Below are 14,649 nucleotides of genomic sequence, written 5' to 3'. Positions count from 1 at the left end.
ACTTTTGGCGTACAATTGGCCTAAACGCAAATCGGTTAAGGGCAGTATGCTGTTAGACAACCTGACTTTTCACCCCATTTATAGCCAGCTATCCTTACCGGTAAAACACCGGTTTCCCATCGAAAAGTATCAGGGCATTTACGATGCCCTGATAGCGCGTGGCGTGCAACCAGATCGCTTTGTTACGCCCGAGCCTATCTCAGTTGAATACCTTAAGCGGTTTTATGATCACGCTTATGTAGATGCGCTAATAAGCGGGCAGTTGGACTACCAGGCCATGCGGCGAATCGGTTTTCCGTGGTCTGAACAACTCATAATACGCAGTCTCACCGCAGTGGGAGGAACAATGCTAACCGCTAAACAAGCGCTCAAACACGGTGTTGCACTTAATCTTACTGGTGGTTACCACCATGCAGGTGCCGACTATGGTTCTGGCTTTTGCCTATTCAATGACCTGTACCTCGCAGCACAGACCATGCTGGAAGAGCCCGGTATTGACCGAATACTCATTATCGATTTAGATGTGCATCAGGGGGATGGTACTGCTTTGTTGGCTCAGCAGGACGAGCAGATTATTACCCTGTCGGTACATGGCGAGAAGAACTTCCCGCATCGTAAACAACAGTCAGATATGGATTTTCCGTTACCTAAAGGTATCGGTGATAGCGATTATCTGAATGTGGTTGACGAAGCATTGTCGCTGGCGCTCAGAACTTACACGCCGGATGCCGTGATATACGACGCCGGTGTGGACATCCATGAACATGACGATTTGGGACACTTAAACATCACCACACAAGGCGTGCTATTGCGCGACAAAATGGTATTGAGCGCCTGCAGACAACGCACGCTGCCTGTTGCTTGTGTGATTGGCGGTGGTTACCAGCGCGATATCGCTGCGCTGGTGGCGGTGCATTTACAATTATTCCGGGCGGCGGGTGTGTTAGACACTGATTAGAAGAGTGCTAGTTGGAAACCAATACCAATTCGTTCTTGTTTTCGGTTGTAATCAATCAGTGAATCGCCGTAACCGTTGAAGTAATCAAGCACCACTTCATAGCGGGGAGATACCGGATAGCTGAATGTAATGCCTGCACTTCCCCGGTTTTTCGACCATTCCAGGTTGTTGCGAAAGCGCAGCAAGATACCCCAGTCTTCCCAGCGTGTACCGTAACCAATCTCTACGCGGCCGAAGTAATGATTGATATCAGGGTTGTCATCGCCACTGGTGTCATTGTCGTCTGTTTTCTCATCTTCAGGCACGCGATACCAGGTTTTAAAGTAGTAAACATCATCATCGTCACTGAATAGTGACGTCAGTATTACCCGGTTCCAACTGCGTGAACGAATGCCGCTCTGGCCGTTCGACATATGATTAAAGCCAAGCTGTAAGGCATTGAACTCAAACCCCAGAATACGAATATCGGTATTCCATTGGTAAAATACTTCAGGCTCGTAGTTGGTTTCACGGAAAGGTTTGGATACTTCGCTGTTATAGAGCTGCCAGAACGATGTAAGCGTAAATCCAAAATACAGGCCTTCTACCGTATTTTCCGGCGTGTAGAGCGGTAATTTAATACTCAGCTGAAATTTAGCTTCGTTGTTGTCTACGTTGTCGCTGGTTAACGCTTCATTGCCTAGCGCATTGGGATTGGTAACATGGCTATAAGGCAAAATATAGTTGCGTTGAAACTGCGTAATAGAAAAGGCATTTGCCAGTGCCGTGCGATCTGACTCAAAGCGTTTGGTAAGTATACTCGGGCGTACCTCCACACCGGGTTCAAGTTCTGGTTGTTGAGTTTCATTAATGTCCTGCGCCAAGGCGCTAACCGAAGCCAACGCACAAAAAAGCGCAACGTATTTGCGCATATTCAGGCAAAGAGCGTACGGCCTATTCGCTAAAATCAATGGAAAGTCCTTCGTAGGCGGCAAACATGTTTAAGGGCGATTCAGCCGCGCTGATAAACTCGTTGCAATGCGCCACTATGTCGTCAATGTCGTTATCCGTTCTGCATGGATCATGACTGTACAGCGCCAGGCGCTTTGCATTACATGCCATGGCCAGTTTTACCGCTTCTTCGGCAACGGAGTGGCCCCAGCCGCTTTTCGCTGGCATGTCTGATGTCATGTATTGTGCGTCGTGAATTATTAAGTCGGCATCCCGGGCAAAATCTACAAAGGTTAGAAAATCGGTTTCTTTCTTATACGGCGGGTACAGCTCGTTGTCGGTAATGTAGGCAATCTTGATACCCTTGTCGCAAATGCTGTAAGCACTGCCTTTACCGGGGTGATTCATGGGGAGCCGCGCAATGGAAGCACTGCCAATCTGCCAGTGATTGGTTGACTCGGGCACAGGCGTGATTGAAATTTTTGACTGTAAAACACTGAAAGGCACCGGAAAAACTGAGCCTTGCATTTGTTTTAGAATGGCATCGTGTTCCGGTAGGGTGGTAAGCCCTGGGGTGATATTAATTTCTCTGCCCGACTGATAAATAGGCGTAAAAAACGGAAACCCCTGAATATGGTCCCAATGATTGTGCGTCAGCAGAATGTGAATAGGCGTCGTTTTTTTGATTAACTGTTGGCCGAGCAAGCGAATACCGGTACCGGAATCTAATATGATATCGGTACCGTCACTGGACACAACATGCACACAGGCGGTGTTACCACCATATCGCACATAATCTTCGCCGGGTGTGGGTATTGACCCTCGCACACCATAGAAGGTGAGTTGCATGTTCGCTCCTTACGCATATTCGCCTCAATGCGGAGGTGCAATTGAGGCGTTGGCCTTTTTCTTATTATTAAAGCGTTGCAATAAATTTGGCAACGTCTGCTAAGTTTAGTAGCGTTTTGTCACCCGTGCGACGGTTTTTGTACTCCACTTCCTGATTGTCCAGGTTGCGTTCACCAACAACGATGCTATGAGGAATGCCCACTAGCTCCATGTCGTTAAACATTACGCCTGGACGTTCTTTACGGTCGTCAAACAACACTTCAACGCCCAGCTCAACTAATTGCGCATAAATAGCTTCTGCTGCATCTTTGATGCGCTGCGATTTATGCATGTTCATTGGGATCAGCGCTACTTTGAACGGTGCAATCGGATCTGGCCAGATGATACCGTTTTGATCGTGATTTTGTTCAATTGCCGCAGCAACAATGCGGGACACTCCAATGCCGTAGCAGCCCATGGTTAAAATTTCATGCTTGCCAGACTCGCTTAATACACCGCAGTTCATTGCCTTGGAGTACTTGTCGCCTAATTGGAAAATGTGGCCTACTTCGATACCGCGTTTGATTTCGATGTTGCCTTTGCCATCCGGAGACGGGTCGCCGGCTTCGATGTTGCGCAAATCAGCTGCTTCACCGCTAAAGGCCGAGCCAAGTACCGCTGCTGCTACGTAGTCGGCAATGACAGGTACGTTAACCGCTGCAACGTCAACATCACTCAATGCAACGCCTAGTATGGCCTGGGCTTTTTCATCGCTGGCGATCACTAACGGGCTGGCAACCGACGTTTGTTTTTCAGCTTTGATGTCATTCAAAGTATGCTGTGCTGACAGCACTAACAATACCCATTTTTCTGCATCATCTTCTGCTTCACCCTGAACCAGCACATATTGCAGAGCCTGTTCAGATGCAGCGTCAACCGGTAGCGTTTTAGCCATTTCAACGTTGGCCGCGTAATCGGATTCTGTAGAGAAGGCGATGGCATCTTCACCTGAGTCTGCCAGTACGTGGAATTCGTGAGACACACTGCCACCAATAGAACCTGAATCGGCAATAACCGCGCGGTAATCCAGGCCCATACGCTCAAAAATATTACAATAGGTTTTGTACATCACGTCATAAGTATTTTGCAGACATGCCTGACCCATGTGGAAACTGTACGAATCTTTCATGGTAAATTCACGGCCACGCATAATGCCAAAGCGAGGGCGTACTTCGTCGCGGAATTTGGTTTGAATTTGGTACAGGTTAATTGGCAACTGTTTGTAACTGCTGATTTCGTTGCGAACCAGCGCAGTAATCACTTCTTCATGCGTAGGACCAAGCACGAAATCGCGCTGGTGGCGGTCTTTAATGCGCAGCAGTTCTGGACCGTATTCTTCCCAGCGGCCTGATTCTTCCCACAGATCAGCAGGCTGCACCACAGGCATCAGCACTTCAATGGCACCGGATTTGTTCATTTCTTCGCGAACGATATTGGCAACTTTATTCAATACACGCAGGCCGGTTGGCAGCCAGGTGTACATACCGGCAGCAAGCTTGCGGATCATGCCCGCGCGCAGCATAAGCTGGTGGCTAATGACTTCTGCATCAGCAGGGGTTTCTTTTTGCGTGGATAACAAATACTGGCTGGTACGCATTGGTAGTGTTTACCTATTTCTGATTATTAAACCCGCGTATTCTAGCAGCGTTAACGGCGCTTACAAAGCCTGAAGTCTAGGATAATAAGACAATTGCATTTACCCATACGGCGCCCTGGTAAACCTGCCAGTGAATATCGCAATTGTACAGCTGTACCTGATAGGTTTTGGGATCATCCGCAATCGACTGTTTGTAGGCCGGGCGGGGGTCCTGAGACAGGCAGTTTTCAATCAACAATTGCAAATCAGAGTGTGGCTGTTGTGCCAGTTGACGATGGGCGTTGTCGGTAAAATTCACCGCTAACGCAGGGACAGGTTTATCCTCCAGCAGGGTGGCAGTGGCATGCTGCACATTATCGCTATAGGGAATATACGGTTTAATGTCGATAATCGGGGTCTCGTGCAGTAAATCGATATTGCCTACATGCAAATAAATTCCCGAAGTCGTTTGTTCAACGCCTAAATTTTCCACTGCTGACATACCAATACCATTCGGACGAAAGGTACTGCGAGTGGCAAACACGCCTGTGCGGGCGTTGCCGCCGAGTCTGGGGGCTCTTACCGTGGGTGACCAGCCTTTGTGCAAATTTTCGTGAAACAAAAACAGCAACCATACGTGACTGTAAGTCTCAATTTCCCGCAGAGTATTAACATCATCGAAGGGGGCGATTAATTTCACTTTCCCGCGGGCTTTGGCTAGCGCCGGTTGTCTCGGAATAGCAAATTTTTGCTTAAATGGCGATTCAATGACGCCAATGGGGTCAATTGAATACGCTTTTGGCTTTGTCATAGTTTGCAACACTTTTGTAGTGGTTCTGACACATTACACACATATTTGTCGTGTATCTTACTCTGGCTAGCTCTTTCGGGATAGCCCAACTAACGTCCTCCCTGGACATAGCATTTTGTCGCTGGCCTTGCTGGCTGGCGACACTTTTTTCCTCAAGCGTTAGAAATCAACTAACCCATACAGCAGAATTTAGTGAATTCATCACATAACACATGATTGAAATTTGCACGTGTGTCACTATATATCAACCGCACAATTGCATCCGTGTATTGTCGCGAACGATTTCCGTTGTGACTCCTGTTTTGCTGTTGTGAAAAACGAAAAGAATAAGCGTCGCAGATCGTAAATAGGATGACTATGATCTCAGTAAAAAACTTATCCAAACACTACAACCATTTTAAAGCGGTTGATAATTTGTCTTTCGATATTGCCCCCGGCAATATTGTGGGTTTTTTGGGGCCTAACGGGGCTGGGAAATCCACTACCATGAAAATGCTGACAGGCTTTTTGCCGCCCACGTCAGGCGATATCACTATTCAGGAACGGCGCTATGCCACTCATGCCAAGGCGATTCAACGCAATATCGGGTATTTACCTGAAGGCGCGCCTGCTTATGGTGATATGACCGTTTGGCAATTTCTGCATTTTATTGCGGATGTGCGTGGTTTACGAGGCGAAACGCGCAAGCAAAGATTGTATGACGTGATCGCCAGGGTTGAATTAGCTGACGTGCTTAACCGGCCAATCGACAACCTGTCAAAAGGGTTTAAACGCAGGGTAGGGCTGGCGCAGGCTATCTTACACGACCCGGATATCCTTATCCTCGATGAACCTACCGATGGTCTCGATCCCAATCAGAAGCACCATGTCCGCCAGTTAATTGAAGACTTATCGAAAGAGAAAATTGTGGTGATCTCAACCCATATTCTGGAAGAAGTTACTGCGGTTTGTAACCGGGTAATGATCATTGCTAACGGGCAGTTGCGTTTTGACGATACGCCCAATGCGCTGCGGCATCAGTCGCGATTCTGTAACGCAGTGAGTCTGAAAATGAGTTACGCGGCAGATATATCTGGTCTTGCCGAATTGGATGGCGTTGAAGAAATGGAAATCGACCGCAAAACAGGTCTGGTCACGCTATTTCCTGAGCCGGGAAAGCATATTTTTCATGTGATCAATGAGTACGTTACCCAGCGACGCCTGCCGGTAGAAACGCTTACGTTAGAACAAGGGCGGCTGGACGAAGTCTTTCGGGATATCACTACCCGGGAGGTATCACATGGCTAATGTGTGGTTTATTGCGCGCCGGGAATTCAGCAGCTTCTTTGCTACGCCGGTTGCTTACGTGTTTATTGCCATCTTTTTAATGCTGTCTGGCGTGTTTACGTTCTTCATCGGTAACGTGTATGAGCGCGGTCAGGCCGACCTTATCCCATTCTTTAATTTTCATCCATGGCTGTATCTGTTCTTAGTGCCTGCTATGGCAATGCGCAGCTGGGCAGAAGAACGCAAGTCTGGATCGATCGAATTGCTGATGACGCTGCCTGTGAGTATTGGTGAAGCCGTACTGGGTAAATTTCTGGCTGCATGGCTGATTCTGGCCTTGTCGTTAATGTTGACGTTTCCTTTGTGGCTCAGCGTGAATTATCTGGGGCAACCCGATAACGGCATTATTCTGGCTGCCTATATTGGCAGTTGGCTCATGGCGGGTGCCTTTTTGGCTATCAGCACCTGCATGTCTGCCTTCACCCGCAATCAGGTGGTAGCGTTTATTTTGGCCGTAGTGGTGTGTTTTCTGTTTGTGGTGTCTGGCAGTGGCATTGTGCTTGATGCTTTTGAATCCTGGGCCGGGAATCTGGTGCTTGATACCGTGGCCAGTTTTAGTTTCCTCACCCATTTCGAAGCCATGGCCAAGGGCGTACTGGCCATGAATGATGTCGGTTACTTTCTGATTATTATGGTGATTTGGCTGTATGCCAGTCTGATTGTTATTGAACATAAGAAGGCTGACTAACCATGAGAAAAACAACTGCCTTTACTACACTGGCTCTGCTGATTGTGCTGTTTTTTGGCGTAGTGGTGATCAACAACGAATTGTTAGGTCATTACCGTGTGGATTTAACCGAAGATAAAGTGTATTCGCTGTCGCCCGGAAGCCAGGATGTACTTGATGATTTAGACGAGCCAATCGTATTGTATTTCTTCTTCTCCGATTCGGCCTCCAAAGGCATGACGGCCCTGCGCAACTATGCCAATCGGGTGCAAAGTTTACTTGAGGAATATGCGTCGCGAGCCAATGGCAAAATAACCCTGAAAATTATCGATCCTGAGCCGTTTTCTGAGTCTGAGGATTTAGCGGTGCAGTTTGGTTTAACCGGCGCGACACTAGGGCCAATTGGCGAAGCAATATATTTTGGATTGGCGGGTACCAATGCGGTTGACGATCAACACAGTATTGGCTTTTTTGACCCGCAAAAAGAAACTTTTCTGGAATATGACATTAGCAAGCTGATCTATCAGTTAAGCGATCCAGAACCGGTATCCGTTACCTTGCTGACCGATGTAAACCTGCTGGGTGGACAAAATCCGATGTCGGGTCAATACACGCCGCCCATGACCTTCTACAGTCAGCTAAATCAGCTGTACAAGGTAACCACCATTGGCAGTGATGCCATGCAGTTGCCTGATGAGACGGACGTACTGGTAGTCATTCACCCGCAAAACCTGTCGGAGTCGTTGTTGTATTCTATCGACCAGTTTGCCATGAAGCAGGGGCGCATTTTACTGTTTATGGACAGTCATTTTGAATCCGATCCAATGGCAATGATGAGCGCCATGGGCGCGAACTCATCCGTATTTCCATTGCTTGAGAAATGGGGAGTGCGGGTAGATACCAGTAAAGTGGTGCTGGATGCCAGACTGGGTCTGGAAATTCGCACGCCCGAAGGTGGCGTTTCACGCCACCCGGGTATCGTAGGACTGACTGCCGGGCAGTTAAACCGCGAAGATATTGTTACAGCGAATCTGGAACTCATTAACGGTGCTTCTTTTGCGCCGCTGTCGTTAATTGAAAATAGCCAGTTGAGACTGACTCCGTTAGCCTATTCTTCGCCTGCGAGTGTGGCGGTAAACAGTAGTGATTATGCACTCACCCGTGAACCGCAGGTTCTACAACGTATGCTCGATACTAACAAGCAGCAGTTTACCCTGGCGGCGAGAGTTACCGGTAACGCAAATTCAGCGTTTCAGAGTGCGCCAAAGTCGGAAGAAGTCAGCATCGTACAAGCTGCCCATGCCAGTCAGACATCGCAGCTTAATTTGATTGTGTTTACTGATGCCGACCTTCTGGCAGATCGTTTTTGGGTACAACAAACCAATTTCTTTGGCGAGACACTGTTCACGCCGTTTGCAAACAACGGAGACGCCATTATTAACGCCAGTGAAAACCTGGCCGGAAGCAATGCGTTAATTAGTATTCGCGGACGTGGCACTTATGCGCGTCCTTTTGTGGTAGTGCAAGCGTTAGAAGCCAAGGCTCAGGCCCGTTTCCGTGAACAGGAAGAACGCTTACAGGCTCAATTACAGCAAACGGAAGCGCAGTTAGCTCAATTACAAAATGCGCAAAGTGAATCAGGCGCACTTACGTTAACCACTGAACAACAAGCCGCGCTTGATGATTTTATTGCCCAACGGGCCGCCATTCGCCGGGAATTGCGGGATGTCAGGTATCAATTGGAGCGCGATATCGACACACTGGGAAACTACCTGAAATTGTTGAACATTGCTGCATCACCCGTGTTACTGGTGACTTTGCTGTGGTTGTTCTCGCGGCTGGTTAGGCGCAGGGCAGGTAAGAAAGTCAGGGAGGAGATATCAGCATGAAGCGAATCATCGTGCTAGCTATTCTGGTCGTGATGTCATTAGCAGGGGCTTATTATTTAACTGTCGTCAAAAGTACAGCTAACAATGCGCCTGCTCATGTTCTGTTGGGCGGATTAGAAGAAAATGCGGCGCTATTAAATGCTGTGACGATTGAAACGGCCGAAGGCGTCGTTTTTAGTGCGCGCCGCGACCAGGATCAGTGGGTAGCTACCCATCTGGATAGCCTGTTAACTTTTCCGGTTAATCTGGATGAGTTGTCTGGTTTTGTCAGTCAGTTAACCCAGGCCACGGTACTGGAAGCCAAAACAGCAAAAGCCAGTCAGTATTCGCGGCTGGGCGTTGAGCCTGTCACGCAACCTGGTGCCCAAAGCACACTGATCACCCTGGCTACCGAAAGCAAACAATGGCGTGTGTTGATGGGCAATCTTGCCAGCAGTGGCATGGGGAGGTATGTCCGTGAGCCTTCGCAGCAGCGCAGCTATTTGATCGATAAGCCGCTGGAATTACCGGTTGGCAATGCCGACTGGTTGCTCAGGCAAATTATTTCGCTGTCTGTAAACAGTTTGTCTGAAGTGCGGGTGGAAGGCAAAGAACCCTACACGCTCACACGTAATGACAGCGGTGATTGGCAACTGTTTGATGTGGCAGTGTCTGAACTGGCGTATCCGGGGATTTTGTCGCAAACCTTAAATGACATTGTGAACATGAGTTATGACGATGTACGGGTGCGGCTGCCGGAAGAAGTGCTGGGGAAGGCTGTGCAGTCTGTTACCTTGCGCAATGACACCAATGAGCTTGCGATAAAGTTATACAACGCCAGAAAGGGCGAGACCGGTTACCGTGTAATCATACAACCAGTGAGTGGTGATGGCGCTATATGGACGCCTGATGGCATTGATAACTGGGTATTCAAACTCACTGATTTTCAGGCCAGAGGCCTGCTTAGCCAACGTTCAGATTTAATTAAATCGCCTGAATTGAACTAGGTCAGTGCACTCTGAAATTGGCCCGCTGGACGGGCCAATATACACCTTAACCTTTCCTATGCGGTTTTACGCTTTACAGGCTGCCAGTTGTGCGGCCAGATGAGGACACCCTATTGCTTGTGCATTAGCGATATTGGTATCCGGAATCGCATGAGGATCGTCATAGTGCGCTAACGCGGCAGTAATGTCTTTTTCTCTGATGATATGCAAAACCGGGTGCGGTGACCGGTTGGTGTAGTGGCTGGCACTTTGCGGATCTTCGCCTGCGAATAAATAATCAGGGTGGAAGGTGGCAAGTTGGTAGATCCCACTGTAGTCCCAGTGGTCAATGCACTGTTGGGCCATGTCAATCAGCAACAGGAAATCGTCAAATTGGTCCCAACCGGAAGGCAAAATTAACAGGGTGGTCGCAATTGCCGGGTCGTTGTCCAGTAGATCGCATTCATCTTGCAGCGCGGTGAGTGCATCGGCCATGTCGGCACTTGTGCATTCTGCATAGCGGATTTGGTTGTGCTCACGCACATAACGGGCAAATGGACAAAAGTTATGCGCAATTACCATGGTATCCAACCAGCGCTGCACATGCAGGCTGGCCGGGGTGTCTGGTATCATGCTCATGAATGAAACTTAACGTAAGCTTCCAGCGTGTTTTCAATCAGGCTTGCAACGGTCATAGGACCCACGCCACCGGGCACCGGTGTGATGTAGCCAGCACGGTCTTTTGCTTTGTCAAACTCCACATCACCTACCAGACCACCTTCTGCGGTGCGGTTAATACCCACGTCAATCACAATGGCGCCTGGCTTAATCCAGTCGCCTGGAATAAATTCAGGTTTGCCTACGGCCACGACCAGCAAGTCTGCGCGGCTAACGTGCGATTTTAAGTCCTGAGTAAATTTGTGGCAGGTGGTTACCGTGCAGCCCGCCAGCAATAGCTCCAGCGACATCGGGCGTCCTACAATGTTTGAAGCGCCAACAATCACCGCATCCAGTCCTTTCACCGGGCGCTTGGTGGCTTCAATCATGGTCATGATGCCTTTGGGCGTACAAGGGCGCAGCGCTGGAATACGTTGTGCTAATCGGCCGATATTGTATGGATGGAAGCCATCAACGTCTTTGTGCGGGTGTATGCGTTCTAAAATGGCTTCGGCGTTGAGCCCCGCAGGCAAGGGTAATTGAACCAGTATGCCGTCAATTTCCGGATCATTGTTGAGCTTATCAACCAGCTCAATTAATTCATCCTGATTGCTGTCGGCAGGTAAATCGAAAGAGCGGGATAAAAAGCCAACTTCTTCGCAGGCTTTGCGTTTGTTAGAGACATACACTTGAGAAGCAGGATCAGCACCTACCAGTACCACTGCCAGGCCAGGTTGACGTTTTCCGGCGTCGTTTAACGATTTCACATAACTGGCGACGTCTTGTCGGACTTGTTTGGCAATTTGTTTACCATCTATAAGGTGCGCGGTCATAGTTGCTTGCTGCTTCCAGTGAATTAAAAAACGGGAGTGCGATATTTTCACACAAATAGCCCGGCTTAGGAAGTTAGCATTCCGTCTATAGTGCGCTCGCAGCCATAATTTCACTATTTACACAGCCGAGGGGAATTATGTGCCTCAGCCCCCCAAATTGGCGAAAAAATAACACGGTTGATGAGTTAATGAGCATATGAACATTTTGCGTGAAAAAAGTGTTTGACGAGGTAGGGGCAAATCGGTAACATGCGCCCCCCGTAACGAGAGGGAAATTTGCTCCTGTTACGCAGTCGGTGAGTGGCGCAGCTTGGTAGCGCACTTGTTTTGGGTACAAGGGGTCGCAGGTTCAAATCCTGTCTCACCGACCACTTTATGCTAGCGTAGATTCGCCGAGCGTCCGTAGCTCAGCTGGATAGAGCAACGGCCTTCTAAGCCGTGGGTCGCAGGTTCGAATCCTGCCGGACGCGCCAAAGCGAGGTCGGCAGGGTGAAACGCCAGGTCAGACAGTTTGTCCGAATTGGTTAAAAAACGTAGCATAAACAAATAATAGTTACCAAACCACAGCTATTATTTGTATAATCAGCAACACCTCAATGGTGGGCGTAGCTCAGTTGGTAGAGCCCCGGATTGTGATTCCGGTTGTCGTGGGTTCAAGTCCCATCGTCCACCCCATTTTTCGCGGAAGTGGTGAAATTGGTAGACACGCTGGATTTAGGTTCCAGTGCTTCACGGCGTGAGAGTTCAAGTCTCTCCTTCCGCACCACTTCAGCAAATATCTCTTCGTGTCGGTGAGTGGCGCAGCTTGGTAGCGCACTTGTTTTGGGTACAAGGGGTCGCAGGTTCAAATCCTGTCTCACCGACCATTTATCAGCTTCGCAAATCGCAATTTTGCTGTTTTTATGACCACTCCGCATTTCACTACTGTGAAACTCGTTTTTATCGCTCGACTCTGCATTTAGCAAACTGTATACTACTGCGTCTTTTTATGGCAGCGCACATTAGTAAGCGCGAAGAATCGACCTTTTTCTGCTGGTAAGTAAATCAACACTGCCAAAGGATTAAGGCTGGAAAATAAAGCGTCTTAGGCGCACAGTTGAGGTAATACAATGCAAGTTTCAGTCGAGACGACTCAAGGGTTAGAACGCCGTCTTACTATTACTGTTTCTGCTGAGTCAGTAGATAATGCGGTTAAAGCGCGTTTACAGCAGTTAGCTAAAACCCAGCGTATTAACGGTTTCCGCCCAGGTAAAGTACCAGTAAGCGTAATCAAGAAGCGTTACGGCCAGGCCGTACGTCAGGAAGTTGCTGGTGATGTTATGCAGCAAAACTTCTACCAGGCCATTGTTCAGGAAAAAATCAATCCTGCAGGCATGCCTTCTTTTGAATTAACAAAAGATCAGGACGGTGAAGATTTAGAATTCGTAGCCAAGTTCGAAGTTTACCCTGAAGTAGAAGTGAAGGGCGTAGATGAAATCGAGCTTGAGAAGACTGTTGTTGAGATCAGCGATGCTGACCTGGACAACATGATGGAAACGCTCCAGAAGCAACACGGTGAGTGGAAAGAAGTACGTCGTAAAGCACGTAAAGACGACCGCGTTGTTATCGATTTCGTTGGCACAGTAGACGGTGTAGAGTTTGACGGTGGTAAAGCCGAAGATTTCACGCTGGAGCTGGGCAAAAATCGCATGATCCCTGGTTTCGAAGAGCCACTGGTAGGCGCGAAGAAAGGTGACGAAGTGACTGTTGACGTCACCTTCCCTGAAGATTACCACGCTGAAGCGCTGAAAGGTAAAGCAGCACAATTCGCGGTTACCGTGAAGAATGTTGAAGGCCTGACGCTGCCTAAAGTAGATGAAGAGTTTGCAAAACTGTTCGGTATCGAAGACGGTGATGTAGAAGCATTAAAAGCTGAAGTGCGTAAAAACATGGAACGCGAGCTGAGCACAACACTGAAAAACGAACTGAAAGAAAAAGTGATTGCTAAACTGCTTGAAAAGAACGAGCTGGACGTGCCTGCTGCGTTGATTGAACAAGAAATCAATGCACTGCGTGAGCAAGCCAGACAACGTTTCAGCCAGCAAGGCGGCGGTGCAAACCTGCCAGAACTGCCAGGCGACCTGTTTAAAGATAACGCCAAGCGTCGCGTAACAATTGGATTGTTACTGGGCGAAATCATCAAGCAAAACGAAATTAAAGTCGATCAGGCAAAAGTTGATAGCCTGATTGAAACCATGGCATCTGCTTATGAAGATCCTCAGGAAGTGGTTGAGTACTACAAAAACAACCGTGAACTGATGCAGCAAATGCAAAACGTTGCGCTTGAAGAGCAAGCTATTGAGTGGGTAGTGAGCAAAGCAAAAACTACCGACGTAGCAAAAGCGTTTGACGAGGTTATGAACAAACAGGGGTAATTTTACACTCCTACATTGACTTAACCTACAAGCAACTGTTTAAATGCTCGGTCTAGTCCGAGCATTTTTATTTCTGTTAGTACGTAAGGTATCGCAAAATGCATAGCCCATTTGATCCGATGAACGCTCTGGTCCCCATGGTTGTTGAACAAACCGCTAAAGGAGAGCGTTCTTACGATATATATTCGCGTCTTTTAAAGGAAAATGTGATTTTCCTCGTTGGTCAGGTAGAGGATCACATGGCCAATCTTATCGTCGCGCAAATGCTGTTTCTGGAAGCAGAAAACCCAGAAAAAGACATCTTCCTCTACATCAACTCTCCTGGCGGCTCTGTTACTGCAGGCATGGCCATTTATGACACCATGAATTTTATTAAGCCCGACGTAAGCACAGTATGTGTAGGTCAGGCTGCCAGCATGGGTGCGTTCTTATTATCAGGCGGTGCTAAAGGCAAGCGTTATTGTTTACCTAATGCCCGCGTAATGATTCACCAGCCATTAGGTGGTTTCCAGGGGCAGGCATCTGACTTTGAAATCCACGCCCGTGAAATTTTAAGCATAAAAGAGAAGTTAAATCGTTTGATGGCCCAGCATACCGGGCAGGATTATGAGACAGTCGCTAAGGATACAGATCGCGACAACTTTTTGAGTGCGCTAGAAGCCAAAGAATACGGGCTAATCGATCAGGTTTTAACAAATCGATCTGACGCAAAGGCTGCTAAGTAGTATAGTTATA

13 protein-coding genes and 5 tRNA genes are annotated in these 14,649 nt (G+C 48.2%); 12 read left to right on the top strand and 6 right to left on the bottom strand.

From position 1 onward, the window contains the following. The first annotated feature begins 46 nt into the window (after nucleotides 1-46). Complete coding sequence (locus tag FJ444_RS15595) at nucleotides 47-958, top strand: histone deacetylase (protein ID WP_140959954.1); 912 nt, start codon at nucleotides 47-49, stop codon at nucleotides 956-958. Here the strand turns inward: FJ444_RS15595 and FJ444_RS15590 are convergent. The 4 genes from FJ444_RS15590 to tsaA form a co-directional block, all read right to left on the bottom strand. Further along, nucleotides 955-1,908 (bottom strand): phospholipase A, encoded by a 954-nt coding sequence (locus FJ444_RS15590; RefSeq protein ID WP_255439232.1) that lies wholly within the window; start codon nucleotides 1,906-1,908, stop codon nucleotides 955-957. The genes FJ444_RS15595 and FJ444_RS15590 overlap by 4 nt on opposite strands. Next, the gene (locus FJ444_RS15585) at nucleotides 1,892-2,737 is read right to left on the bottom strand and encodes an MBL fold metallo-hydrolase (RefSeq protein ID WP_140959764.1); all 846 of its coding nucleotides are present in this window, start codon (nucleotides 2,735-2,737) and stop codon (nucleotides 1,892-1,894) included. The genes FJ444_RS15590 and FJ444_RS15585 overlap by 17 nt, the downstream gene beginning before the upstream one ends. 67 nt (nucleotides 2,738-2,804) lie before the next feature. Next, on the bottom strand, nucleotides 2,805-4,373 hold the full coding sequence (gene proS, locus FJ444_RS15580) for a proline--tRNA ligase (RefSeq protein ID WP_140959762.1): 1,569 nt from the start codon (nucleotides 4,371-4,373) through the stop codon (nucleotides 2,805-2,807). Between the two features lie 76 nt (nucleotides 4,374-4,449). Next, nucleotides 4,450-5,163, bottom strand: coding sequence for a tRNA (N6-threonylcarbamoyladenosine(37)-N6)-methyltransferase TrmO (tsaA, locus tag FJ444_RS15575; protein ID WP_140959760.1), 714 nt, complete (start codon nucleotides 5,161-5,163; stop codon nucleotides 4,450-4,452). A 357-nt stretch (nucleotides 5,164-5,520) separates the two neighbouring features. On the opposite strand from tsaA, the gene FJ444_RS15570 reads away from it, so the two are divergent. Genes FJ444_RS15570 through FJ444_RS15555 form a run of 4 tightly spaced genes read left to right on the top strand, consistent with a single transcriptional unit; the run spans nucleotide 5,521 to nucleotide 10,031 of the window. Next, the gene (locus FJ444_RS15570; protein WP_140959758.1) at nucleotides 5,521-6,450 is read left to right on the top strand and encodes an ABC transporter ATP-binding protein; all 930 of its coding nucleotides are present in this window, start codon (nucleotides 5,521-5,523) and stop codon (nucleotides 6,448-6,450) included. After that, entirely contained in the window at nucleotides 6,443-7,177 is a 735-nt protein-coding gene (locus FJ444_RS15565; RefSeq protein ID WP_140959756.1) for an ABC transporter permease subunit, read from the top strand. Before FJ444_RS15570 ends, FJ444_RS15565 begins: the two co-directional genes overlap by 8 nt. A gap of 2 nt (nucleotides 7,178-7,179) precedes the next feature. Beyond that, nucleotides 7,180-9,045, top strand: coding sequence for a GldG family protein (locus tag FJ444_RS15560; RefSeq protein WP_140959754.1), 1,866 nt, complete (start codon nucleotides 7,180-7,182; stop codon nucleotides 9,043-9,045). Further along, nucleotides 9,042-10,031 (top strand): DUF4340 domain-containing protein, encoded by a 990-nt coding sequence (locus tag FJ444_RS15555; protein ID WP_140959752.1) that lies wholly within the window; start codon nucleotides 9,042-9,044, stop codon nucleotides 10,029-10,031. The genes FJ444_RS15560 and FJ444_RS15555 overlap by 4 nt, the downstream gene beginning before the upstream one ends. Before the next feature lie 66 nt (nucleotides 10,032-10,097). On the opposite strand, the gene FJ444_RS15550 is transcribed toward FJ444_RS15555, so the two are convergent. Both FJ444_RS15550 and folD read right to left on the bottom strand, forming a co-directional pair. After that, nucleotides 10,098-10,649: a DUF1415 domain-containing protein gene (locus tag FJ444_RS15550; protein WP_255439231.1), complete on the bottom strand. Its 552-nt coding sequence runs from the start codon at nucleotides 10,647-10,649 to the stop codon at nucleotides 10,098-10,100. Next, the gene (gene folD / locus FJ444_RS15545) at nucleotides 10,646-11,500 is read right to left on the bottom strand and encodes a bifunctional methylenetetrahydrofolate dehydrogenase/methenyltetrahydrofolate cyclohydrolase FolD (protein ID WP_140959750.1); all 855 of its coding nucleotides are present in this window, start codon (nucleotides 11,498-11,500) and stop codon (nucleotides 10,646-10,648) included. The genes FJ444_RS15550 and folD overlap by 4 nt, the downstream gene beginning before the upstream one ends. Nucleotides 11,501-11,794: 294 nt before the next feature. Here folD and FJ444_RS15540 point away from each other — a divergent pair. From FJ444_RS15540 to clpP, 7 genes are all read left to right on the top strand, one after another. Next, a tRNA-Pro gene (locus FJ444_RS15540) sits at nucleotides 11,795-11,871 on the top strand. A gap of 25 nt (nucleotides 11,872-11,896) precedes the next feature. Next, nucleotides 11,897-11,973, top strand: a tRNA-Arg gene (locus tag FJ444_RS15535). 126 nt (nucleotides 11,974-12,099) lie between these two features. Further along, a tRNA-His gene (locus FJ444_RS15530) sits at nucleotides 12,100-12,175 on the top strand. Between the two features lie 6 nt (nucleotides 12,176-12,181). Beyond that, nucleotides 12,182-12,266 (top strand) — tRNA-Leu (locus FJ444_RS15525). Between the two features lie 23 nt (nucleotides 12,267-12,289). After that, nucleotides 12,290-12,366, top strand: a tRNA-Pro gene (locus FJ444_RS15520). 243 nt (nucleotides 12,367-12,609) lie between these two features. Then, nucleotides 12,610-13,914, top strand: coding sequence for a trigger factor (tig, locus tag FJ444_RS15515; protein WP_140959748.1), 1,305 nt, complete (start codon nucleotides 12,610-12,612; stop codon nucleotides 13,912-13,914). 98 nt (nucleotides 13,915-14,012) lie between these two features. Further along, complete coding sequence (gene clpP / locus FJ444_RS15510) at nucleotides 14,013-14,639, top strand: ATP-dependent Clp endopeptidase proteolytic subunit ClpP (RefSeq protein ID WP_140959746.1); 627 nt, start codon at nucleotides 14,013-14,015, stop codon at nucleotides 14,637-14,639. Nucleotides 14,640-14,649: the final 10 nt, after the last annotated feature.

It is taken from the genome of Aestuariibacter sp. GS-14, assembly GCF_006494365.1.
GTDB classification, from domain to species: Bacteria; Pseudomonadota; Gammaproteobacteria; order Enterobacterales; family Alteromonadaceae; genus Alteromonas; species Alteromonas mangrovi.
This window is presented reverse-complemented; position numbering and strand designations above follow the sequence as displayed.